Annotated in this window: 19 protein-coding genes and 1 pseudogene; 12 read left to right on the plus strand and 8 right to left on the minus strand. The window is 68.7% G+C overall.

Features of this window, described 5'->3' with window-relative positions:
* Window positions 1-8: 8 nt before the first annotated feature.
* Window positions 9-1532, minus strand: a complete 1524-nt coding sequence (locus BJP65_RS08695; RefSeq protein WP_070408876.1) for an ABC transporter substrate-binding protein — start codon at window positions 1530-1532, stop codon at window positions 9-11.
* A 134-nt stretch (window positions 1533-1666) separates the two neighbouring features.
* Between BJP65_RS08695 and BJP65_RS08700 the strand changes: the two genes are divergently transcribed.
* The gene (locus BJP65_RS08700) at window positions 1667-2269 is read left to right on the plus strand and encodes a TetR/AcrR family transcriptional regulator (protein WP_070408877.1); all 603 of its coding nucleotides are present in this window, start codon (window positions 1667-1669) and stop codon (window positions 2267-2269) included.
* Window positions 2270-2446: 177 nt separating this feature from the next.
* Here the strand turns inward: BJP65_RS08700 and BJP65_RS08705 are convergent, their stop codons facing one another.
* Together BJP65_RS08705 and BJP65_RS08710 are read right to left on the minus strand one after the other, a co-directional pair.
* Window positions 2447-3217 carry an SDR family NAD(P)-dependent oxidoreductase gene (locus BJP65_RS08705; protein ID WP_070408878.1) on the minus strand — a complete coding sequence of 257 codons (771 nt, stop codon included), beginning with the start codon at window positions 3215-3217 and terminating at the stop codon, window positions 2447-2449.
* A gap of 49 nt (window positions 3218-3266) precedes the next feature.
* The gene (locus BJP65_RS08710) at window positions 3267-4694 is read right to left on the minus strand and encodes an APC family permease (RefSeq protein ID WP_070408879.1); all 1428 of its coding nucleotides are present in this window, start codon (window positions 4692-4694) and stop codon (window positions 3267-3269) included.
* Window positions 4695-4971: 277 nt separating this feature from the next.
* Here BJP65_RS08710 and BJP65_RS08715 point away from each other — a divergent pair, with 277 nt between their 5' ends.
* Window positions 4972-5331 carry a hypothetical protein gene (locus tag BJP65_RS08715; protein ID WP_070408880.1) on the plus strand — a complete coding sequence of 120 codons (360 nt, stop codon included), beginning with the start codon at window positions 4972-4974 and terminating at the stop codon, window positions 5329-5331.
* A gap of 62 nt (window positions 5332-5393) precedes the next feature.
* Window positions 5394-6059, plus strand: coding sequence for a TetR/AcrR family transcriptional regulator (locus tag BJP65_RS08720; RefSeq protein WP_070408881.1), 666 nt, complete (start codon window positions 5394-5396; stop codon window positions 6057-6059).
* Here the strand turns inward: BJP65_RS08720 and BJP65_RS08725 are convergent.
* From BJP65_RS08725 to BJP65_RS08735, 3 genes are read right to left on the minus strand one after another with little or no spacing between them, the layout of a single operon-like run.
* Window positions 6007-6810, minus strand: a complete 804-nt coding sequence (locus BJP65_RS08725; protein ID WP_308447279.1) for an amino acid ABC transporter ATP-binding protein — start codon at window positions 6808-6810, stop codon at window positions 6007-6009. The genes BJP65_RS08720 and BJP65_RS08725 overlap by 53 nt on opposite strands.
* Window positions 6811-6818: 8 nt before the next feature.
* The gene (locus tag BJP65_RS08730; RefSeq protein WP_070408882.1) at window positions 6819-7631 is read right to left on the minus strand and encodes an amino acid ABC transporter permease; all 813 of its coding nucleotides are present in this window, start codon (window positions 7629-7631) and stop codon (window positions 6819-6821) included.
* Window positions 7632-7680: 49 nt separating this feature from the next.
* Window positions 7681-8538 (minus strand): ABC transporter substrate-binding protein, encoded by an 858-nt coding sequence (locus BJP65_RS08735; protein ID WP_181015910.1) that lies wholly within the window; start codon window positions 8536-8538, stop codon window positions 7681-7683.
* Window positions 8539-8682: 144 nt separating this feature from the next.
* Here BJP65_RS08735 and BJP65_RS08740 point away from each other — a divergent pair, with 144 nt between their 5' ends.
* The 4 genes from BJP65_RS08740 to BJP65_RS08755 all read left to right on the plus strand — a co-directional run bounded on the left by BJP65_RS08740 (window position 8683) and on the right by BJP65_RS08755 (window position 12613).
* Window positions 8683-9420 (plus strand): FadR/GntR family transcriptional regulator, encoded by a 738-nt coding sequence (locus BJP65_RS08740; RefSeq protein WP_070408884.1) that lies wholly within the window; start codon window positions 8683-8685, stop codon window positions 9418-9420.
* Entirely contained in the window at window positions 9417-10868 is a 1452-nt protein-coding gene (locus tag BJP65_RS08745) for a gamma-glutamyltransferase (protein ID WP_258027446.1), read from the plus strand. Before BJP65_RS08740 ends, BJP65_RS08745 begins: the two co-directional genes overlap by 4 nt.
* Before the next feature lie 88 nt (window positions 10869-10956).
* A complete protein-coding gene (locus BJP65_RS08750) occupies window positions 10957-11754 on the plus strand; it encodes a sulfite exporter TauE/SafE family protein (protein WP_070408885.1) in 798 nt (265 codons plus the stop codon).
* A gap of 37 nt (window positions 11755-11791) precedes the next feature.
* Complete coding sequence (locus BJP65_RS08755; RefSeq protein WP_070408886.1) at window positions 11792-12613, plus strand: N-acyl homoserine lactonase family protein; 822 nt, start codon at window positions 11792-11794, stop codon at window positions 12611-12613.
* A 48-nt stretch (window positions 12614-12661) separates the two neighbouring features.
* On the opposite strand, the gene BJP65_RS08760 is transcribed toward BJP65_RS08755, so the two are convergent.
* Complete coding sequence (locus BJP65_RS08760) at window positions 12662-13318, minus strand: TetR/AcrR family transcriptional regulator (protein ID WP_083285782.1); 657 nt, start codon at window positions 13316-13318, stop codon at window positions 12662-12664.
* A gap of 54 nt (window positions 13319-13372) precedes the next feature.
* On the opposite strand from BJP65_RS08760, the pseudogene BJP65_RS08765 reads away from it, so the two are divergent.
* The 3 genes and pseudogenes from BJP65_RS08765 to BJP65_RS08775 all read left to right on the plus strand — a co-directional run.
* Window positions 13373-15046, plus strand: a pseudogene (locus BJP65_RS08765) (amidase); the annotation flags it as partial.
* 359 nt (window positions 15047-15405) lie between these two features.
* Entirely contained in the window at window positions 15406-18243 is a 2838-nt protein-coding gene (locus BJP65_RS08770) for an aminotransferase class III-fold pyridoxal phosphate-dependent enzyme (protein ID WP_070408888.1), read from the plus strand.
* 36 nt (window positions 18244-18279) lie between these two features.
* Complete coding sequence (locus BJP65_RS08775) at window positions 18280-19299, plus strand: agmatine deiminase family protein (protein WP_083285953.1); 1020 nt, start codon at window positions 18280-18282, stop codon at window positions 19297-19299.
* A gap of 39 nt (window positions 19300-19338) precedes the next feature.
* Here BJP65_RS08775 and BJP65_RS08780 read toward each other — a convergent pair whose 3' ends face one another.
* Window positions 19339-20019: a TetR/AcrR family transcriptional regulator gene (locus BJP65_RS08780; protein WP_083285783.1), complete on the minus strand. Its 681-nt coding sequence runs from the start codon at window positions 20017-20019 to the stop codon at window positions 19339-19341.
* Window positions 20020-20278: 259 nt separating this feature from the next.
* Here BJP65_RS08780 and BJP65_RS08785 point away from each other — a divergent pair, with 259 nt between their 5' ends.
* Together BJP65_RS08785 and BJP65_RS08790 are read left to right on the plus strand one after the other, a co-directional pair.
* Window positions 20279-20704 (plus strand): DUF3237 domain-containing protein, encoded by a 426-nt coding sequence (locus BJP65_RS08785; RefSeq protein ID WP_070408890.1) that lies wholly within the window; start codon window positions 20279-20281, stop codon window positions 20702-20704.
* Between the two features lie 32 nt (window positions 20705-20736).
* Complete coding sequence (locus BJP65_RS08790) at window positions 20737-22296, plus strand: ABC transporter substrate-binding protein (protein WP_070408891.1); 1560 nt, start codon at window positions 20737-20739, stop codon at window positions 22294-22296.
* Window positions 22297-22305: the final 9 nt, after the last annotated feature.

Raw genomic sequence — 22305 nt, forward strand, 5'->3', positions numbered from 1 at the left:
CGAGGCTCCTAGCTCGTGGGTCGGATGTTCCAGAGGTACGGCGCGATGTTGTCCGACTGAAGGACGACATCTGTGTCGCTGTCGCTGAAGAACGCGGACTGGAGGCGGTAGCTCGGCGCGAACCAGGCGTTCTCGACCAGCCACGTGTTCACGGCCAGTCCGGCGTCCGCGGTCGCATCGCCCTGGGACACCTGGAGCTGCGAGGCGAGGGCCTCGAACTCGGGATCCGTGACATGCAGGGCGTTCCAGGTCGCGGCGGGAGTCGCGGCGAACTGGATCGTCTGCCACGCGGTGGGGTCCGACTGGAGCTGGAAGGGGAACGCCGCCCAGGTGCCGCCGAGCATCTTCGGGAAGAGGTCGTCGCCGGTCTGCTCCCACTGCACGTCGATCCCGACCGCGGCGAGCTGCTCCGCGTAGATAGCGAACTCCGCCTCGGGCACGAAGTTGTTCCGCGGCATCACGAGCGTGAAGCCGTCGGGGTAGCCCGCCTCGGCGAGCAGCGCCTTCGCCTTGTCGACGTCGTATGGGTAGCGCTCGTCGAGCTCCTCGGAGTAGGCGTCGCTGTTGACCGAGAAGATCTGGGTCGTCGCTGTTCCGTACCCGCCTGCGAGGGCCTGCACGAGGGAGTTGCGGTCGAGCGCGTGGTTGATCGCCTGACGCACGCGGACGTCGCCCATCGCGGGGTTGATCGTCCCATCGCGGTCCACCAGGAGGAAGCCCGCCCAGTTCAGCTCCACCAGGTTCGCGGTGTACCCGGCGGCCTCGCCGTCAGGGATCTGCGTCGGAGTGTTCGAGGCCGAGACGTCGACCTGTCCGCCCTTCAGTGCGTTCACCAGCGCAGTCGCATCGCCGTACACGGTGACGTCGATCTCGTCGTAGTGCACCGACTCCGGGTCCCAGTAGTCGTCCTTCTTCTCGAAGACGTACTTCGAGCCGACGACGCTCTCGGATGCGACGAGCTCGTAGGGGCCGGAACCGATCGGGGTGGTCTGCGCGTCGGGGGAGTCCCACATCGCCGAACTTCCCTGCAGTCCCGCGTTCTGCGAGAGGTACACGAGGAAGGCCGGGTCGGGCTCGGTCAGCGTGAGGACCAGAGTCGTCTCGTCCGCCGCCTCCGCCGTGGCGAGGGAGCGGAGGAAGGATGCATTGTCGCTCGTTCCGTCGCGGAAGCGGGTGAGGTTTCCCGCCGCGACCTCGGCGGTGAACTTCTCACCGTCCGAGAACGTGACGTCGTCGCGGAGCGTCAGCGTGAGGGTGGTCAGCGCCTCATCCCACTCCCACGCCGTCGCGAGCCCGGGTTCCAAACCTCCCTCGGGGGAGGCGCGCAGGAGAGTGTCGTAGACGGGCTGCAGGTAGGCGACGTCGCCGGCCCAGCGGGCCTCCCACGGAGCGAAGGAGGCGACGGCGTCGGCCGAGCCGTAGCGGAGGGTTGAGCCCTCGCCTGCGGAGGGGGCGGCCGCCTGGCACGCCGACAGAGCGAGGAGTCCGGCGAGGCCGAGGCCGACCGCGATGAAGGGCCTGGTTCTGTGCATCTTTGCACGTCCTTTCGGTACTGAAGGGAGCCCGCTGTGCGGGATGCCGCTAAGCTAACACAAATCCCGGATGCTCGTCCGGTTTTTATTTTCGCTTTCGCGACACCCCTTCAGGACCGTGCTAGCTTCGCTCCATGCTGGCCACAACGTCCCGTTCCCGCGGCGCCTACTCGAAGACCGCGCGCCGCCGGGGAGAGATCCTCGACGCCGCGGCGACCGTCTTCGGCCGCTCCGGATTCGTGCAGGCCTCACTCGCGGACATCGCCGAGCTCGCCGGCATCAGCATCGCCGGCCTGAACCACCACTTCGCGACGAAGACGCACCTGCTCGAAGGCGTCTTCGATCGGCTGCAGGAGGAGACCGAAGCGCGGTTCGCGAGCGAAGACCCATTGGACCTCCTGCGTGCCGCAGTCGACCTCGCCGAACGCGGCCAGAACGACCCCACCGGCACCCGGTTTTTCGCCGTAATGTCGGCGGAAGCCACATCACCCGAGCACCCGGCGCACGACTACTTCCTACGCCGCTACACCACGACGCTGCACCAGGTCACCGCGTCGTTCGAGCAACTCCGGAGTCAGGGCAGGCTCCGCGAGGGGGTTGACCCGGAGGATGCCGCTCGGGTTTACATCGGGCTCTCCGACGGAGTGCAGATCCAGGCTCTGTATCAACCGGGCGCATTCTCGCAAGCGGCACTTTTGCGGCGCATGCTGAACAACTTGCTTACTGAGCCGCTCTAAGTCGTGCGCCGACACCGGCGGGCTCCCTGCCGTCCTAGTTGCGCCGCAGCTGGACTGCGCATTCTGAATGGCGACAACAACGTTCGTGATCGCTCCGCTCGAGGCATCAGAGTCGGGCAGTCTTGACGGTTCCGTTGGGGTCAACCCGGCGGCCAGCAGCTGACCGCCGACAGAGATTCAGGCTCCGCGTTCCTCGTTGATGGAGTTCGCCCCGTCGATGACGAGCAGCTGACCCGTAATGTAGGAGGCCTCGCGACTCGCGAGGAACGCCACGGCCGCGGCGACTTCGGCCGGGGTGCCTGAACGGCCGACGGGAGTGGCCGCCCCCATGGCGATCTCGTGCGCGCTCGATGACGACGTCGCGATCCATCCGGGAGCCACCGCGTTGACGGTGATGCCCGCCGCCGCGACGTCGACGGCCGCGCCGCGGGTCAGCCCGAGCATGCCGGCTTTGGCCGCGTGATAGGCGACGTCTCCGGTGTAGGCCATGAGGGGACCTGAAATGGATGCCACGTTCACCACGCGGCCGTATCCGGCGGCCCTCATGCCGGGCACGACCGCCCGGGTCATGCGCAGAGCCGTGGTGAGATTGCGGTCCAAGGACATGGCCCACTGATCGATGGTGATGTCGTCGATCGCGGCAGGCGAATCGGCCGTCGACACGGAAGTCATGCCGGCGTTGTTGACGAGGACGGTCGGCTCGCCGAACGCACGACGCGCGGCATCGAGCACCGCCTCCACTCCGCGCGGATGCGTCAGGTCGGCGGCCACGCCGCGGGCGTCGACCCCGGCGTCGCGCAAATCGGCGACGCGCTCCTGGATGCGATCGGTGGTGGAGGTGACGATCACCCGCATGCCGGCGCGGCCGAGCAGCAGCGCAGTGGCGGCACCGATGCCCTCGGCGCTCCCGGCTCCGGTCACGATGGCGATGTCTGTCGAGTCGGGCATGGTGCTTCTCTTCTCTGGCGAGGGGGCGGGTGGGTGACGTTCATGCGCTCTACTCGGCCGGATCGTTGTCCGGGGCCTCGAGCATGAGGAATTGCGTCCCCTTTCGAGGCCGAAGATACGCGGCGTAGTAGACGTATCCGGCCACGACGATTCCCGCCGCGACTCCGAGACTGACCCACTGGGACGGGTCGAACATGCCGATGCCCACGACGGCGACGATGACGAGCAGCGCCACGAGCGCGGGTACCGGCCACAGCGGCATCCGGAACAATCCCTTCTCGTGGGCGCCTGGGCGACGGCGCACGACGATCGCGGCGACCGCGATGAAGGCAAAACCGGTGACGACGAGCGACCCCGAGGCGTTCGCGAGCACGGTCATGGGGATCAGGCAACAGACGCCCGACATGACCCCCATCACGATCGTGGCGACACGCGGCATGTGCGCCGACCCCGAGACGCGTGAAAGAGGAGCGGCGAGGACCGGCGGCATCGCGCCGTCGCGAGCGGCGACGTAGAGCAACCGGCCCGCCTGCAGACTCAGCGCGATGTTGGCGTTGAGGATCGCCAGTGCCATCGACAGCAGCACGAAGACTGCGACAGCGTGCCCGGCGCGCTGCTCGAGGAAGGCCTGCACGGGAAGGTCGGATCCGACAAGGCCGTCGAGGGAGTCCGCCCCGAGCATGACGAAGGTGAGCGGGACCACCTCGAGGATGACGGTGATGACAGCAGACCACAGCACCGCGCGGGCGATGTTGCGCCGCGGATCCTTGGTCTCCTCGGCGAAGTACACGGCTCCGCCGAAACCGAACTGGGCGAAGACGCCCTGTGTGACGACGAGGACGAGACCGGCGATCCCGATCGGCGCGAGGGCGCCGCTGTCGTCCATCGCCTGCGGAGTGAGGAGGTCGGTGAGCGGCCGCTCGATGTGCACGAGACCGAGAGTCGTCAGCAGGGCCAGGGCGATGACCTCGACGAGCAGGAACGTGCCGGTCACCCACGCGTTGGTGCGGATGTTCAGGCACGACACCACGGTGGCGACCAGCGTCACGGCGAGAGCGGTGACCACCGGGTCCATCCCCGCGATCGTCACGCCCAGGTAGTCGGCGACGCCGAGGGCGAAGACCGCCTGCGAGAGCGGGAGGGCGATCAGGCCGAGGAAGAACACCGCGCTGCCCGAAGCCGGGCCCAGCGTCCGGCTGACCAGCGCGTAATCGCCGCCCGCGATGGGATGGCGGGAACCCAGCTCGGCATAGCAGAGCGCTACGAGCAGGCTGATGACCCCGCCGATGAGGAAGCCCCAGAAGACGCCGGTGCCGTAAGTGGCCAGAGCCGCACCGCCGAGGATGAAGACGCTCGCCGCCGGCGAGATCGACGAAAGCGTCAGCAGCACGTTGCCGCTCACGCCCAGGGAGCGCTCGAGTCGCTTGCGCGGGGTCGACGCCTCGCCCACGAGGGGGGTGATGGGTGTCTGCGACATGGGCGTCCTTCTTCCGTGGCGGGACCGCTCTGAATTCTTTGACTTTGACGTCAAATAATCGAGTCGACAATGACACGGGGCGTCGGCGATGTCAACAGACGGGGCGGGCGTCGGGGGTGAGCGCCTCTCAGGCCCAGCCCTCGGAGTCACCGTGACGACGTTGCGCGGGCGCGGCCCCGGCCTCTCTCGGCGCCATCGAGCTGCACCGATCCCGTGCTCCGGGCCTTGCCTCGACGCTTGTTACCCGGCGACGCTCCGGCGGCGTATCGTCGGCGACGTGACCTACGTCTCCATCCTCCCGAAGACCATTGACGCGCAGATTCGTCTGACCGAGCAGCTCGACACCGTCATGAACCTGCTGTTCACCGCGGCGAGAGAAGTCCTCGACATCCCCGACAACGACATCATCGTCGAACTGCACAGCTGCACGACCCTCGCCTTCAACGCATCGGCCGTGCGGGCCGACGTCGCGCCGGACGTGGTCCTCACCTTCGTCACGAGCGACGCGCCCCTCGAACGGCTGTTCTCCGAACTCTGCGAGCGCGTGGTCGGCGACTGGAACGGCCCCTTCGAGACCCTGAAGCTCGAAGTGTGGGCCAGCCTGCTCGGCGCCTCGGACACCAACATCGAGGTCTGACCCGCCTCCGATGGCGGCGAACCGCTTGCGTCGAAGAACCCGCTCCGCGTTAGGGTCGCAGTGTGGCACGCAAACGCGATCAATCAGCTCGGCGCCAGGAACTGATCGAGGCGACGTACGCCGCCGGCCTTGATCACGGCATCCGCTCCCTGTCGCTGACGGACGTCGCGAAAGAGGCCGGCCTCACGCGGGGCGCGATCCTGTACTACTACGAAGACCTGGATGCACTCCTCGTCGAGGCTCACGAAGCGGGCATCGCGCGTTTCTGCGACGACCGCGACCGTCGTCTCGCCGAGGAGGCCGACCCACGGGGGCAGCTGGCGATCGCCATCGACGCGGGTTTGCCCACAGGTCCGGACGACGCTCTGATGCGGCTCCTCTACGAGCTCGATGTGCTCGCCGGGAGTTCCACCCTTCACGAACGACTGGTCCAGGACCTCGACCAGCGGCAGCTGAGCACCTATCGCCGCGTCCTCGAGCGTGGGGTCGAATCCGGTGTCTTCTCCCCCTCGGTGGGCATCGACTTGGTCGCCCAGACGCTGGTCGCCCTGGAAGACGGCTTCGGGCTGCAGATCGTCGCCGACAAAGTTACGACCCACGACGAAGCCGTCGTGTGCATGCGGGCGGTGGCCGGCGAACTGGGCTGCCCGACCGACACCGACGATCGACCGCTCGTCAGAGAACCTTCGATAGGAACTGTCGCGTCCGTTCGCTCCGAGGCTGGCTGAACACCTGCGACGGGGTGCCGCTCTCGATGATGCGCCCCGAGTCCATGACGACGACGCGATCCGCGACCTCGCGGGTGAAGCCCATCTCGTGGCTGACGACGATCATCGTCATGCCCGCCAGCGCCAGGTCCTTCATGACGGCGAGCACCTCACCGACCATCTCCGGGTCGAGCGCGCTCGTGGGTTCGTCGAAGAGCATCAGAGCAGGGCGCATGGCCAGGGAACGAGCGATGGCGACGCGCTGCTGCTGTCCCCCTGAGAGCGACCGCGGGCGGACGTCGGCCTTATCGGCGAGGCCTATGCGCGCGAGCAGCTCCCGCGCATAGGCCACGGCATCCGCCTTCCGCTCCTTCTTGACGTTGACGGGCGAGTTCCAGATGTTCTCGAGCACCGACATGTGGGGGAAGAGATTGAAGTGTTGGAAGACGAATCCGATGTCAGCGCGTTGACGGGCGAGATCCCGCGCCGAGCGGTCGACGAGCCGCCCCGAACCGGTCTGACGCTGCCCGATCCGCTCGCCGTTGATGAAGATCTCCCCCGCGTCGATGTCTTCGAGTCGGTTGAGCGTGCGAAGGAACGTCGTCTTACCCGCGCCGGACGGCCCGACGAGGACGACCACTTCCCCCGCCTCGACCTCGAGGTCGACGTCCACAAGGATGCGCTTGTCGCCGAACGACTTCGTGACTTTCTCTGCCCTGACGATGGGACCGTCGGGAACGGTGGCGACCGGAGTCGTGAAGGTGCTGGCCATGGGATTCCTCACGCGGCTTCGACGGGCTGCGGCTGCAGCGCTGGGGGGCGGGTGACGCTCTGACGGCGCGTGCGCAATCCGAAGAGACGCTTCCAGATGGACTCCGCGGGCGGAAGGCCGGCGCGGGCGTTGAGGACGTTCTCGATCCAGGTCTGGATCACGGTCCACACGGTCGTGAGCGCGAGGTAGTACAGCGCCACCACCAGATAGACCTCGAAGACCTTGAACGTCGCCGCGCTCATCGTCGCCCCCGCTTGGAAGATCTCCGCGACACCGATGACGGAAAGCACGGACGTCTGCTTCATAAGGCCGTTGAACGAGTTCCCCAGCGGCGGAACCATCACGCGGATCGCCTGCGGCACGATGATGCGCCTCATGGCGGCACCCGGCGTCATCCCCAGGGACAGAGCGGCTTCGTTCTGTCCTCGATCCACCGACTCCAATCCGGATCGGACGATCTCGGAGATGTAGGCGCTCTCGTTCAGCATCAGGCCGACGATCGCGGCCTGCACGGCGCCCTTGATCAGGACCCCCGCGAGATCCTGATCGTCGAAACGGAACAGGCCGAGCGCGGCGAAGCCCGTGTAGAGGATGACGAGCTGGACGAGAAGGGGCGTCCCGCGTATCACCCAGATGTAGAAGCTCGCGAACAGCTTGAAGACGATAAAGCGGCTCCTGCCGAGAAGCGCGATGCATAGGCCCAGCACGAGTGCGAGGAGCATTGCGGTGACCGAGATGATCACGGTCAGCGCGAGTCCACTGAGGAATCGCGGACTCGGGAGCAGCAAGGTCTCCCAGAAATAGGCCCAGTCGAAGGTCATGGTGACTTCCTTTCGAGGGGACGGCGGCGCCGCCGTCCCCCACGGATGGTCAGGACTTGGCGTTCGCGATATCGAGGGCGTCGAAGCCCCACTCGTCGAGGATGCCCTTATAAGTGCCGTCGTCCTGCAGCGCGGCGAAGGCGGCCGCCAGCGCCTCATGGAGCGCGGAGTTCTGCTTCAGGCTGGCCGCGCCGATCTGGATCTCTCCGACCGGATCCCCGACGCCGATGAGCTGACCGTTCGACTGCTTGGAGAAGAACGACGCGCCCTCCGCAGTGTCGAGGTAGAGATCCTGCTGTCCAGCGATGACCTGCTGCAGGGCGTCCGCTGCCTTGTCGGTGAGGGTGATGGTGAGTGGTTGCTTTCCCTCGGACGTGCACTTCTGCGACTGTTCGTCCAGGAGGCCGGCTCCGGTGGCCCCGTTGATGCCAATGGCTTTCGTACCGCACAGACTGTCGTCGTACCCGGTGATCCCGGCGGGGTTGTCCTTCTCCACGGCGATTCCGGATCCGGACAGGAGGTACGGAACGAAGCTCGCCACTTGCTCGCGCTCGGGCTTGATGTACAGCGACGAGATGATGACGTCGCACTGCTTCGCCTGGAGGGCGGGGATGAGGCCGGCGAACGACAGCTCGGTGAATTTGATACCGAGATCCATCTGCTTGGCCATGTCCTTCGCGAGATCGACTTCGACCCCGACCGGTGTGCCGTCGGCCTCCGCGTAAACGTTCGGCGGCGATTCGAGGTTCGCGCAGACGGTCAGAGTGCCGTCGGAGATCAGCCCCAGGCCCGCACCGCCTCCCCCGGGCCCGTCCGAAGATGTGGCTTCGCCAGAGGCGCCGGCGCAGCCGGCGAGCAGGACGACCAGGGCTGTGGCGCCTGTCAGGGCGGCGATTCGTGTGCGCAACATGTCTCGTGCCTCTTTCCATGTGACTGCTGAGACAGAGCCGATCCGACTCTTTGACGGAGTTTGACAGTTCGTAGGACCAACCGTCAATCTGTTCTTTGACGAACATGTTAAATCTTTGACTCCGACGTGAAAGAAGCCGTAATGGAATGGTCGACCCTGCGACGATCGTCTTCTCTGTCACTGCCCGATCGTCTCTCGATCGATATCGAGCGCACGATTCTCGCCGGGGAGTTGCAGCCCGGCGACCGCTTGCCGAGCGAGCAGGCCCTCGCCCAGGAGCTAGGTGTCTCGCGCGTCTCGATCAGACAGGCGCTGCATGAGCTGGAGCAACGTGGACTCATCGATCGCAAGCCCGGCCGCGGCACGATCGTCCGGGCTCGCGAATCGAGCCTGACGACGCATCCCCTGTCGGCCATCCTCGCCATCGCTCCCGGCGGCGCATCCGAACTCACCGAGATCATGGAACTCCGCGCACTCATCGAGCCACCGATCGCGGGGTTGGCCGCGATGCGAGTCACCCCGCGCGACATCGAACAGTTGCGAACCCTCATCACCGAGATGGAGGAGGAAACCGATCTCGCCAGATACTCGGAGATCGACCGCGCCTTCCACCAGGCCATTTCGCAGTACACCCACAACCCGCTCATGGCGCAGTTGACGGACCTCATCGCCGCTCAGATCGCGCCGAGCCGCCGTACGACGCTCCAATCCCCGGAACGCCGCGGCATCTCGAACGACGGCCATCGGCGGATCTTCACGGCGATCGAAGCGCACGACAGCATCGGGGCCGAGGACGCGGCACGCGCACACGTCGAAACCGTCTTCGAGCAGATCCTCATAGCCACCACGAACCGCGATCTGTCAGGAGAACGTCGATGAGCGGAGCGATATCTTCCTCCCACTACCTCGCCACCGCCGCCGGGGAGCGCATGCTACGCGCCGGTGGTTCGGCCGTCGACGCCGCCATTGCGGCGGCAGCGGCTCTGTGCGTGATCTACCCGAACAATGTGGCTCTCGGCGGAGACCTCGTCGCGCTGGTGCGCGATCCCGCGGGCACCATCCGATTCGTCAATGCCACGGGCAGCGCTCCGCACCGCCAGGACCTGATGACCCTTCACCGCAGATACGGGGATCGCCTCCCTTCGCGGGGGATCGATTCGGTCACCGTGCCGGGCGGAGTGGGGGGATGGGCCACTCTGCACGGCATCGGGGGCTCCCTGCCGATCGCCGAGCTGCTCGAACCGGCCCACGAGCTCGCCGTCTCAGCCCCCGTCTCGCGCTCCGTCGGCGCGGCGATCAGGGTGGATCGCGCGGCCCTCCTCTCCGACCCGGGCTGCGCGAGAGTATTCTTCCCCGACGGCCGAGGGCTGACGGAGCTCGACACCCTCCATCAACCCGCCTTGGCGGAGACCATCGGATCCCTGCAGGCCCGCGGCCTCGACGCCTTTTACCGTGGCGGTGTCGCGCAAAAGTGGATCGCGGGACTGAAAAAGCTCGGATCGATGATCGACGTCGACGACGCTGCGCGATACCGGCCCACCATCGACCACCCTCTGACACGCCGGATCTTCGACGTCGACGTGCACACCGGACGACCGAACTCCCAGGGGTTCGCGTTCCTCCGCAACCTCCGCGCGATCGCCGAGGGTCAGTGGTCCGATGTGCTCGGGGCGGATGCCGGCGAGTTGGCGTCGACCTTCTACGGCAGCAACGGCGTCCGCCGTGCATGGTTGTCGGATCCCGACACCGCCCACCACAGTGCGGACCAGCTCGTGGACATGGAGGCCCCCGCGGCGTCCGATCTCCTGGCGAGCGCGCCGGCGACCGGCGACACCGTCGGGCTCGTCGCCGTCGACGACGACGGATGGTCGGTGTCCTTGGTCCAGTCGCTGTTCTGGTCGTTCGGGGCCTGCGTGCTCGAGCCCGACACTGGCATCCTGTTCCAGAACCGGGGGACCTCGTTCTCGCTCGATCCGGATCACCCCGCGGCCTTCGGCCCCGGAAGACGCCCTCCTCACACGCTGATGCCGGTACTCGTTGAACGCGCCGGCGCACTGGCCTACGCCGGCGCGACGATGGGGGGACAGGCACAGGCGCAGATCCACACGCACCTCCTGCTCCGGCTCCGCGGAGGTTCGTCGGCGCTCGAGGCCACGTCCGCCCCGCGGTGGGTGGTAGGCGTGCAGGACGACGGCGACGTCGAGGAGACGGTCACCGTCGAGGCGGATGTCGCGCGAACCACTCTCGATGCCCTCGCGGCGTCCGGTCTGCGTATCAAGATGGTCCCCCGCGCGACGAACTTCTCGGTCACAGCAACCTCATCGTGAAGACGAGCGACGGGTGGGATGCCGCCAGCGATCCGCGCTCCGACGGCTCGGCCGTCATCGTGCGACCGGAGTCGGAGGCGGGAGGACGATGACGAGACTCGGGACCGCGTCCCCGTCGACCGCTCCTCGGCGCGCCCATGTGGCGACCCTCGTCGCCCTGGGTCTCGTCGCCGGGTACCTCTCAGGGTTGTTCGGCGTCGGGGGTGGCATCATCGTCGTTCCGGCTCTGCTCGCCCTCGGTTACGACCAGCGCCGCGCTGCGGGCACCTCCGTCGCCGCGATCCTGCCCACCTCGATCGTGGGGACAGTGGCGTACGGTCTTGCCGGCCACGTCGACTGGATCGCAGGGATCGCGCTCGCTGTCGGGGTGATCGTCGGCGCGCAGATCGGCTCCTTCCTCCTGGCACGACTCTCCCGGAGCGCACTCTTCTGGTCGTTCCTGGTGTTCCTCGTCTTCTCGGCCGCGAGTCTGTGGTTCAGCGTCCCCTCCCGCGACGGCGCGATCGACATCACGGCGTGGACGATCAGTGGTCTCGCCCTTGCGGGGGTGATCACGGGAATCCTGTCGGGAGTCCTTGGTGTCGGCGGCGGCATCATCGTCGTACCCGCGCTGATGTTTTTCTTCGGTGCGGGCGATCTGATCGCGAAAGGCACCTCGCTGTTCATGATGATTCCCGGATCGCTCTCGGGCACGATCGGCAACGCACGCCGACGCAACGTCGATGTGCGCGGGGGGTTGTGCGTCGGAGTCGCGGCATGCGTCGCTTCGCCGCTCGGCCTGCTCACGGCATCCGCCATCACCCCACTGGCATCCAACATCGTGTTCTCCGCCCTCCTGGCAGCGATCATCGTTCAACTCGTGGTGCGCAATCTCCGTCGTCGCTGACGTCTGAGTGCGATCGCACCCCATCGAAAGGAACCCCATGGACGCTGAGGCATCCACCGCTTCGGCTCGCGACCAGTCCGCGACCGAGATCATCTGTCTGACGCTGGCGTGGGACCAGATCCCCGAGTCGATCTCCCTCGAGGGCGGCAGCGACCAGATCCTCCGCGAGCCCGTGATCGCGATTCTCGTGCGCACCTCCGTCGGTTGGGTGCTGTTGGACACGGGAACGGACGCCCGCCGGTTCCGCGGAGACAATCCCGAGCGCGACCTCTACGCCCCGGCGGGACTGCCGGAATTTCCGACCGAAGGCGATCCGCTTCTCGACGCCCTCGCGGCGCACGGCCTCACTCCCGCCGACATCGCCTTCGCCGCCGTCTCGCACCTCCACTTCGATCACTCGGGCGGTCTTCGCCATCTCGCCGCAGCCGGGGTCGAGGTGTGCGTCCAACGTGCCGAGCTCGCGTTCGCGCTCGCGGAGGCGGGCAGAGAAGACGCCTACCTGCGCGAGGACTACGACAGCGCCTCGATCCGATGGCGCGTCCTCGATGGCGACGCGGTCATCGCCCCCGGCGTCGACGCCGTCTCCACGCCCGGACACACCCCGGGCCATATGTCCTACCGCGTGCGAGCAGCGAACGGCGATACGTGGTTGTTCGCGATGGATGCGATCGACCTGCAGGCCGGCATCGACCTGGATCGACTCGTCGGCACTTGGGCGCGCGAACAGGACAAGCCGGCGGTGCGCACGTCGCACGACCGACTCATCGCCCTCGCGCGTGCCGAGGACGCGCGCCTGGTCGCGGGGCACTGCCCGGTGACATGGCCGCCCCGCGAGCTCGCGACGCGAAGCGCGTGCTGATGCACAAGGGGCGACCGTGCGTCACCCGTCCGGAGCACGGGCGCCCGCTCAGCGGGGTCGCGCCGAGGCGATGAGCATGTCGAGCCCCCGCTCGAACGCGCGGGTCGCCACCGGGTCGTCGGGGTCTTCGTCGGCCAGGGTCGCGAAGGCGGCGGAGAACCGCGGGAACGCCTCCTCCTGCCCCGTCGGGTCGAAGACGACTGCGGGGCCCGACATGTCGAGGACGCTACCCAGGATGAACGATTCGAAGGCGGTCAGCAGCGGGATCACCTCGCGGGGCGCCCACCCCGCGGTCTCGGCGGCCGCCGCGAAGTCCTCATATTGTGAGAGGAGGACGGGCGCCGAGGCGCGCTCGGTCATCAGCAGCGGAACGACGCGGGCGTGGCGGGCGAAAGCCCGCCGGTACGAGCGTCCCCAGGCGCGCAGGCCCTCCTCCCAGGGCAGCTCGCGCAGCGGCGTCGAGTCGATGTGCGCCGACACCAGTGCCCGGACGTCCTCGACCATGGCCGCCCGGTTGGGGACGTGGTTGTACAGCGACGCGGGATTGACCCCGAGGCGCGCGGCGACACGGCGGACGCTGGCTCCGTCGGGACCGTGCCGGTCGAGTAGCGCGAGGGCCGTCCGCGCGATGAGATCACGGCTGAGCAGCGGCGTATGCGGTCTGGCGATGACTGCCTCCCCCTTCGGTGCGAGCCGTGGATACACGGTCTCACGAATTCACTCTCGCAGACCTAAAACAAACGGTGTATGTTTACCGCCATGACCTCCGAGGCCCTCACCGTCGTCGACGCCGACATCGACAGCCTGCGCCACGCCCTCGACGCCGGTCGCATCACCAGCGTCGAGCTCGTGGCGCGCTACCTCAACCGCATCGCGGCCTACGACCGCTCCGGCCTCCGCCTCAACAGCGTGCCGGTGCTCGACCCCCGCGCGTTCACCGCTGCCCGAGCGTCCGACCTGCGCCGTGCACAGGGGCGCACGCTCGGTCCCCTCGACGGCATCCCCTTCACCGCGAAGGACAGCTACCGCGTCGAGGGCCTGCCCGTGGCATCCGGATCCCCCGCCTTCCGCGACCTCATGGCGGGCGACGACGCCTTCGCCGTTGAGCGGCTGCGCGAAGCCGGCGCCGTGTTCCTGGGCCTCACCAACATGCCGCCCATGGCCGCCGGTGGCATGCAGCGCGGCGTCTACGGCCGCGCCGAATCGCCCTACAACGGCGAGTACCTGGCATCCGCCTTCGGCTCTGGCTCGTCCAACGGGTCGGGCACCGCCACTGCGGCGAGCTTCTGCGCGTTCGGGCTCGGCGAAGAGACGTGGTCGTCGGGCCGCGCCCCCGCCTCGCACAACGCCCTCGTCGCCTATACGCCCTCACGCGGGGTGATCTCGGTGCGCGGCAATTGGCCGCTCGTGCCCACGATGGACGTCGTCGTCCCCCACACGCGCACGATCGGCGACCTGCAGCACGTGCTCGACGCAGTGGTCGCCGACGACGCCGAGACCGAGGGCGACCTGTGGCGCACCCAGCCGTTCATCGACCTCCCGCGCCCGTCGGAGGTGCGTCCCGCATCGTTCGCCGCTCTCGATCCCTTGCCGCTTGCGGGGCTCCGACTCGCCGTCCCGCGCATCTACATCAACGGCGACCCCGACAACGCCTCGCCCATCGTCACGCGCGACAGCGTGATGGCCTTGTGGAACAACCTGCGCTCCGACCTCGAGGCCGCCGGTGCCGAGGTGATCGAGACCGACTTCCCCGCGGTCGACCGCTACGAGATGCTGCACGAGGGTGACGAGGACTTCCTCGATCGCGGTTTCGTCTCGCGTTCGTTCCTCGACGACGAGGTGGGCGATCTGGCCGTGTGGGCGATGGACACCTTCCTCCGCACCAACGGAGACGCGAACCTGCCCCGTCTCGCCGACGCCGAGGCGGCTCTGATCTTCCCCCACCCGCCTGGGGCGCTTCCCGACCGATACGGCATCTGGCACTTCGACATCTCCTATGACATCGGCGAGTATGTCGCCCGCGCGCAGGATTGGGAGCCCGACTGGAAAGACGTGACGAGCCTCGAGCAGGGCCTCCGCGGCCTCGAGCACACGCGACGCGTCGACTTCGAGGACTGGCTCGAGGCCGAGGGCTTCGACGCCGTGATCTTTCCCACGCAGTCCGACGTCGGTCCCGCCGACGCCGACGTGAACCCCGCCTCGGCCGACATCGCGTGGCGCAACGGCGTGTGGGTGTCGAACGGCAATCTCGTGCCGCGCCACCTCGGCATCCCCACGGTCACGGTTCCGATGGGCACCATGGCCGACACACGGATGCCGGTGGGCCTGACCCTCGCCGGCCCCGCCTACAGCGACGCCCGACTCGTGCAGCTGGCCCAGGCGATCACCGCCCTCGGCGAACGTCGCACGACGCCCCCGCGCACCCCCGCCTTGCCGGATGAGGCGGCGTTCGCCGAGCCCCGCCCCGCGGCCGAGGGCGACCTGTCGGTAGCCGTCGACGAGGTCGTGCGCGACGGCGAGCACGTGACCGTCTCGGCCACCGTCAGCGGAGGCATCGCGGTCGACCACGCCCTCTTCGTCGACGGTATCCGCGTCGCCGCGCGACTCGAGAACGGCCGGGTGATCGCCGAGGTCTCTCCCGCCCCGCACGGTGAGCCCGTGAGCGCGTGGGTCGCCCCCTACGGCCCGCTGGTCGTCGTCGTCGTGCGCGATGCCGGCGGAGCCGTCGCCGGCGCTGTCGCCACGACATCCGACTCTCCCCTGTGACACCCGAATCACCCGAGGAACACACCGTGACCGAGACCGCTCCGACCCCCGTCTTCGACTACTTCAGCCAGGTCGACTTGCCGACCCCCACACTCTCCGACGACGAGGTGCGGCGCTTGTTCGCCGACACCTTCGGCGTCGATATCGACGTGCAGGCGCTCGGCAGTCAGCAGGATCAGAACTTCCGCGTCTTCCCCCGAGAATCGACCGAGCCGCTCGGGGTGCTGAAGCTCAGCAACCCCGTCTTCAGCGAGGCCGAGATCGAGATGCAGGACGCTGCGGCCTCCCGCGTCGCCGAGCGCAGCCCGCAGGTGCGCATCCCGCGCATCGTCGAGGGGCCGCGCGGCGCGATGTCGACGTGGTGGGAGTCGAGCCAGGGCCGCATCCACGCGCGCGTGATCGAGAACATCGCCGGACGCACGCTGATGGGCTCGGGCTACCTCTCCCCCGCGGCGGTGGAGAGCATGGGCGCGCTGTCGGCGGCGGTGAGCCTCTCGCTCGCCGACTTCGCCCACCCCGCGAGCGCCCGAGTGCTGCAGTGGGATCTGCGCCACGCCGAGCGCGTCATCGACACCCTGCTCCCCCTCGAACCGGATGCCGGGGTGCGGGCGATCGTGCAGCGCGCCGCCGACGCCGCCCGAGCGGTGCTGGCTCCGGTCCGCGATCGGCTCCCCGTCCAGGCCGGGCACTTCGACGTGACCGACGACAACGTGCTGCGCGCCCCCGGCGCCGCGGTCCCCGACGCGGTCATCGACTTCGGCGACGTGTGCGCGTCGTGGCGCGTCGGCGAGATCGCGGTGACCGTCTCGTCGGTGCTGCATCACGACGATGCGACCCCCGAGGCCGCCTTCCCCGCCATCCGCGCGTTCGATCGTGTGCGCGACCTGACCGACGACGAGCTCACCGTGCTCTGGCCCCTGGTCATCCTCCGCGGCGCGGTGCTCGTGCTCAGCGGCCGCGCGCAGGTGCGCCTCGACGACGCGAACGAGTACGCCAGCGTCGCGCTCGACCGCGAGTTCCGCATCCTCGAGCAGGCGGCATCCGTCCCGATCCCCGTGATCACGGCCGCGACCCGGGCGGCTCTCGGGCGTTCCCGCGCCGAAGAGCCCCAGTGGACCGGCGCTCCGGTGCTCTCGCTCGTCCGTCACGTCGAGCTCGACGCCGCGACGGAGTCGCCGCTGAACGACGAGGGCGCCTGGCTCGACGCCTCCACCCTCGACGACGCGGCCCTGGCCGCCCTCGACGCGGGCGCCGACGTCGTGACGGTGCCGGCATGGCGCGCGCGCCTGACCGGAACGACCGACCCGCTACCCTCGACGCCCGAGACCGTGCCGACCGACGTGCTCGTGTGGCTCGCCGAGCCGGCGATCCTCGACGGCGATGCGCGCGAGACCCTGGCGATCGACGGAGTTCCCGACGGCACGGCATCCGGAACCCTTCCCGCGCGCACGCGCGTGTCGATCCGCCGCACTCTCGACGGCCTCGTTCCGCCGCTGCGCACGACCCGCGCGCTGGCCGACGCGTGGCGCGAGGTGGCCGGCGACCCCGGCGCCGTGATCGGCGTTCCGGCCGCGACCCCGACCCCCGACGACCTCCTCGCTCGTCGCCACGAGGTGCTCGCCGAGGTGCAGGAGCACTACTACGCCGCCCCGCCGCGCATCGAGCGCGGATGGCGAGAGCACCTCGTCGACGTCGACGGCCGGGTCTACCTCGACATGGTGAACAACGTCGCCTCGGTCGGTCACGCCCACCCGCACGTCATCGCGGCGGGCTCGCGCCAGATGCACCTGCTGAACACGAACTCGCGCTTCCACTACCGCGCGATCACCGACTTCGCGGATCGGATCGCGGCGACCCTGCCCGACGGCTTCGACACCGTGTTCTTCGTCAACTCCGGCTCCGAGGCCACCGACCTCGCGATCCGTCTCGCGATGGCCGCGACCGGCCGGCCCGACATCGTCGCGATGCGCGAGGCCTACCACGGGTGGACCTACGCCAGCGATGCGGTGTCGACCTCGATCGCCGACAACCCGAACGCGCTGTCCACCCGCCCCGCGTGGGTGCACACCGTCGACGCCGCCAACTCCTACCGGGGGAAGTACCGGGGGGCGGATGCCGTGAACTACGCCCCCGAAGCCGTCGCGGTGATCGACGAGCTCGCGGCATCCGGTCGCCCTCCGGCGGCACTGATCGCCGAGACCTACTACGGCAATGCCGGCGGAGTCGCCCTGCCCGACGGCTATCTCACCGAGGTCTACGCCGCCATCCGCCGCCACGGCGGTCTCGCGATCGCCGACGAGGTGCAGGTCGGCTACGGCCGGCTCGGTGAATGGTTCTGGGGCTTCCAGCAGCAGGGAGCGGTGCCCGACATCGTCGCGGTCGCCAAGTCGATCGGCGGCGGGCACCCCCTCGGAGCGGTGATCACGCGGCGCGAGGTCGCCGACCGCTACCGCACGCAGGGGTACTTCTTCTCGTCCACCGGAGGCTCGCCCGTGTCGTCGGCGATCGGCATGGCCGTGCTCGACGTGATCGAGCAGGAGGGCCTACAGGAGAACGCGCGGGTCGTCGGGGCGCACCTGAAGCGGCGCCTCCAGGAGCTCGCCGAGAAGCACCACCTGATCGGCACGGTGCACGGCTCGGGCCTCTACCTCGGCGTCGAGTTCGTGCGCGACCGCGAGACCCTCGAACCCGCCACCGCCGAGACCGCGGCGATCTGCGACCGCCTGCTCGAGCTCGGCGTGATCATGCAGCCCACCGGCGATTTCCAGAACGTCCTCAAGATCAAACCCCCGCTGGTGGTCACGCGCGCCTCCGTCGACGTCTTCGTCGACACCCTCGACCGCGTGCTCACCACCGGTCACTGACCCACCCGACCCGAGAAGGAGCACGCCATGTGGCGCATGCCCGCAGAATCCGCACCGCACGAGCGCACCTGGATGGCATTCCCGCGCGAGGGCATCACCCTCGGCGAGGACGCGGAGTTCCGCGAACAGGGCTACCAGGCCTGGACCGACGTCGCGCACGCCGTGCAGGAGTTCGAGCCGGTCACCATGGTCGTCGACCCCACCGAGATGGCCCGCGCCCGGCGCATGCTCTCGTCGGCGATCGAGATCGTCGAGGCTCCCCTCGACGAGTTCTGGATGCGCGACATGGGCCCGACGTTCGTCGTCGACCCCGACCGCCCAGATGTCCTGGGCGCGGTCGACTGGATCTTCAACGGCTGGGGAGCCCCCGCCTGGGCCGAGTGGCAGAAGTCGGCCGGCATCGCCCGGGTCGTCGCCGAGCACCTCGGCGCCGAACGCATCGACTCCCTCCTCGTCGCCGAGGGCGGCGGGCTCCACGTCGACGGCACCGGCACGGTGCTGCTCACCGAGACCGTGCAGCTCGACCCCCGCCGCAACCCCTTCGCCGACCGCACCCGCGTCGAGGCCGAGATGGCCCGCACGATCGGCGCGACCGATGCCATCTGGCTCTCCCGCGGCCTGACCCGCGACTACGACGACCTCGGCACCAACGGGCACGTCGACATCGTGGCCACCTTCGCCTCACCTGACCACGTGCTCATCCACGAGCAGACGGATGCCACGCACCCCGACTTCGAGGTGTCGCGGCTCGTGCGGCGCGAACTGACCGACGCGTTCGCCGCCCGCGGCCGCGAGGTGCGGATCACCGGCATCCCGGCGCCGACCGCTTTGCGCGACGACGAGGGCTGGCTCGACTGGAGCTACATCAACCACCTCGTCACCAACGACGGCGTCGTACTGTGCGGCTTCGGCGACGAGACCGCCGATGCGCGCGCCCGCGAGATCGTGGCCGACGCCTACCCGGGTCGACGCGTGGTCTTGGTCGACTCGCGCCCGATCTTCGACCGCGGCGGCGGCATCCACTGCATCACGCAGCAGCAGCCCGCGCTCGGCTGACCCGCTGACGCCCCGGTCCTCCCACGACGGGTCGGGGCGTCAGTCGTCCGCGCGCGACGCCGCGGCGATGACCGCGAGCGCGTCGAGGTACATCTCGACCTGCTTCTCGAAGACCTCGCGGTAGTTCACGAGCGCGAGTTCCGCCTTCGCGGCCTCGGCGTGCGGGTACTGCGAGGGGTCGGTCGGAGCGTAGACCTGGATCCACCCGTCGGCGACCTCGCGAGAGGCGTCGGCCACGAGTCGCGCACCGTGGGCCGACGCGGCGCCGAGCACGGTCTGCGCGTAGACCTGGTACTGCACCACCGCCGGGCGCCCGCGCAGGCCCGCGACGGCCATTGCGCGCAGGATCCACTCGACGGCGCGGAGCTCGTTGATGCTGTTGGCCACCGTCATCAGGCTGAGAGCGGCCGCTGCGGGGTGGGCCTCGGCGGTCCGCCACGCCCGCCAGGCGAGGTCTTCGAGGTCGGCGCGCCAGTCGTCGGTCGGTTCGTACCCGTCGAGCGAGATCCCGTCCAGGTGATCGGCGAGGGCCTCGAGCAGTTCGTCGCGGCTCGTGAAGTGCCGGTACACCGCCGTCGGCGACGACTTGAGTTCGGCGCCGAGCCGCGAGAACGTCAGGGCAGACTCGCCTTCGCCGTCCATCAGACGAAGGGCCGCCTCCACGATCTCGACGCGGCTGAGAGATCCGCGCTTGCGCCGGACCCGCGTGTGTTCGACCATGACGCCCCCTGATCCCCGGCGGACGGGGCGTATCCTCCCCCTCCACACATAGTGAATGAGGAAGATCATTTCATTCACTAAAGGGTTGGGACAAGCGGGGCGTGATCTGCACGCCTACCGACCCCCTTCGGCTTCCGGCGCGTTCGACCGTCGGCGACGTATGTTACGAGTTAGTGAATGCTGTTGACTAGCGCATCCACTATGGGGATACTCGGGGTCACGCGCAACGAAGCGCCACCCACCCGCCACGGAGGCCCTGATGCATTCCACCCCATCGCTCCGCCCCGCTTTCACCGTCGTCGCCCGCGTCGACCCCGCCATCCCCCTCGAACGAAGAGGAGACGACGTGCTCACCTTCATCCCCATCACGGGGGGCCCGGTCTCGGGCGATGTCGAGGGCGAGATCGTCGCCGGAGGCGGCGACTGGTGCCTCGAACGCGCCGACAACAGTTACGACGTCGAGGCGCGCTACCTCATCCGCACGACCGATGGCGACGTCATCGACGTCTACAACGTCGGCGTCGTGCGTCCGCCCGAGGGCGATCACGAGGAGTACTTCCTGTCCACGCCGCGGTTCCGCACCGTGGCGCCGAGCCTCCAATGGCTCACCCGCTCGATGTTCGTCGGCAAAGCCTTCTCCCACGCCGACGCCACGACCGTCGAGATCTTCGAAGTCGTCAGCTGAACCCGACCCGCGCACCACCCGAGAGGCAGACCATGAGAAAGCGACACGGCGTCATCGCCGCATCCCTCGCCCTGACCGTCGCGATGGCGACGGCCGGTTGCACGACCACCGGCGACGCCGGCGTCTCGGCGACGACCGACACGATCCGCACCACCATCGACATCCCCGCCACCTTCGACCCGACCCTCAGCACGTCGCTGCCCGACTTCCTGCTCGCGCGCAGCTCGTACGACACACTGACCCGTCGCGACGTCGGCGGCCTCGTCCCCGGCCTCGCCACCTCGTGGACCTCGACCCCCACCGAGGCCACCTTCACCCTGCGCACCGACGCCACCTGCGCCGACGGCACGAAGATCACCGCGACGGTCGTGAAGAACTCCCTCGAGTACTTCGCGCGCCCCGGCAGCGGGTCCACGCAGGTCAGCTACACCTTCGGTCCCGGCAACACCCCCACGATCACCGCCGACGACGCCGCCGGCACCGTGACCGTCGCCCTCTCCACCCCCTGGCCCTACCTCGTCGACGCCACCTCGGTGGCCAGCGCAGGCATCATCTGCCCCGCGGGTCTCGCCGACCCCGCCGGTCTCGCAGCCGGCACCGTGAAGGGGAGCGAGTCGGGTCCCTACGCCCTCTCCTCCTTCGAGCCCGGGGTGAAGTACGACTACACCCTGCGCGATGACTACGCCGCCTGGCCCCAGTGGTCGACGACCATCTCGGGGACGCCCGCGAAGAACCTCGAATACACCGTTTCGCCGGATTCGACCGCCACGGCGAATCTGATCCTCGGCGGGCAGCTCGACATCGGCAAGATCCAGGCCACCACCCGCGACCGCTTCCAGGGCCAGAGCGGCTACGCGGTGACCGTCAACCACTTCTCCGACAGCTACCTCGTCTTCAACGAGAGCGAGGGAAGCCCCTTCGCCGACGAGGCCCTGCGCAAAGGCGTCATCCGGGCGATCGACCGCACGATGTTCGCAGGCGTTACCTCGCAGGACACCGGAGAGGTGCTCACCTCGCTCGGCGCCCCCGACGTCAGCTGCGTCGCCGACTCCGCGATAGACATCCCCTCTCAGGACGTCGCCGCGGCCACCCAGGTGCTCTCGGGCAAGACCATCCGGCTCGTCGCGCCGACCATCATCGGCCCCGCCGGCGCCGGCAACGAATACATCGCCGAGGCGCTGCGCGCCGCCGGAGCCACCGTGGAGCTGACCAACACCGACGTCGGCAGTTGGATCACCACCGTCGTCGCGAAGCCCGGCGACTGGGATGTGACGGTGTTCGCCGACCTCAACTTCCTCGGCTCTCTCGCCAGCCCACTGCTCAACCTCACAGGCCCGACCATCGACCAGGGCGGCACCAACTACGGCGCCGTGTCCAACGACAGGGCCAACGCTTCCTTCGCGACCGCGAACTCCGCGGCCGACGAGACCGCCCGCTGTGCGGCGCTCGATCAGACCGTGCAGGCACTGGTCGACCGCTCCGACACCCTCCCGCTCCTCAACGACGCATTCATCTACGCCTCACGTCCCGGCTTCACCGTGCAGATGCTCGGCGGCGCCCTCGACGACCCGATCTTCCGCGTCGCCAACTGACCCCCACCC

It is taken from the genome of Microbacterium sp. BH-3-3-3, from assembly GCF_001792815.1.
Taxonomy (GTDB): domain Bacteria; phylum Actinomycetota; class Actinomycetes; order Actinomycetales; family Microbacteriaceae; genus Microbacterium.

What these genes read in the sequence shown, in the direction of transcription:
- BJP65_RS08785 (WP_070408890.1), top strand. Translation starts at nt 20,279, where the DNA reads ATGCATTCCACCCCATCGCTCCGCCCCGCTTTCACCGTCGTCGCCCGC.
- BJP65_RS08745 (WP_258027446.1), top strand. Translation starts at nt 9,417, where the DNA reads ATGAGCGGAGCGATATCTTCCTCCCACTACCTCGCCACCGCCGCCGGG.
- BJP65_RS08775 (WP_083285953.1), top strand. Translation starts at nt 18,280, where the DNA reads ATGCCCGCAGAATCCGCACCGCACGAGCGCACCTGGATGGCATTCCCG.
- BJP65_RS08710 (WP_070408879.1), bottom strand. Translation starts at nt 4,694, where the DNA reads ATGTCGCAGACACCCATCACCCCCCTCGTGGGCGAGGCGTCGACCCCG.
- BJP65_RS08740 (WP_070408884.1), top strand. Translation starts at nt 8,683, where the DNA reads ATGGAATGGTCGACCCTGCGACGATCGTCTTCTCTGTCACTGCCCGAT.
- BJP65_RS08700 (WP_070408877.1), top strand. Translation starts at nt 1,667, where the DNA reads ATGCTGGCCACAACGTCCCGTTCCCGCGGCGCCTACTCGAAGACCGCG.
- BJP65_RS08695 (WP_070408876.1), bottom strand. Translation starts at nt 1,532, where the DNA reads ATGCACAGAACCAGGCCCTTCATCGCGGTCGGCCTCGGCCTCGCCGGA.
- BJP65_RS08725 (WP_308447279.1), bottom strand. Translation starts at nt 6,810, where the DNA reads ATGGCCAGCACCTTCACGACTCCGGTCGCCACCGTTCCCGACGGTCCC.
- BJP65_RS08705 (WP_070408878.1), bottom strand. Translation starts at nt 3,217, where the DNA reads ATGCCCGACTCGACAGACATCGCCATCGTGACCGGAGCCGGGAGCGCC.
- BJP65_RS08755 (WP_070408886.1), top strand. Translation starts at nt 11,792, where the DNA reads ATGGACGCTGAGGCATCCACCGCTTCGGCTCGCGACCAGTCCGCGACC.
- BJP65_RS08730 (WP_070408882.1), bottom strand. Translation starts at nt 7,631, where the DNA reads ATGACCTTCGACTGGGCCTATTTCTGGGAGACCTTGCTGCTCCCGAGT.
- BJP65_RS08780 (WP_083285783.1), bottom strand. Translation starts at nt 20,019, where the DNA reads ATGGTCGAACACACGCGGGTCCGGCGCAAGCGCGGATCTCTCAGCCGC.
- BJP65_RS08750 (WP_070408885.1), top strand. Translation starts at nt 10,957, where the DNA reads ATGACGAGACTCGGGACCGCGTCCCCGTCGACCGCTCCTCGGCGCGCC.
- BJP65_RS08790 (WP_070408891.1), top strand. Translation starts at nt 20,737, where the DNA reads ATGAGAAAGCGACACGGCGTCATCGCCGCATCCCTCGCCCTGACCGTC.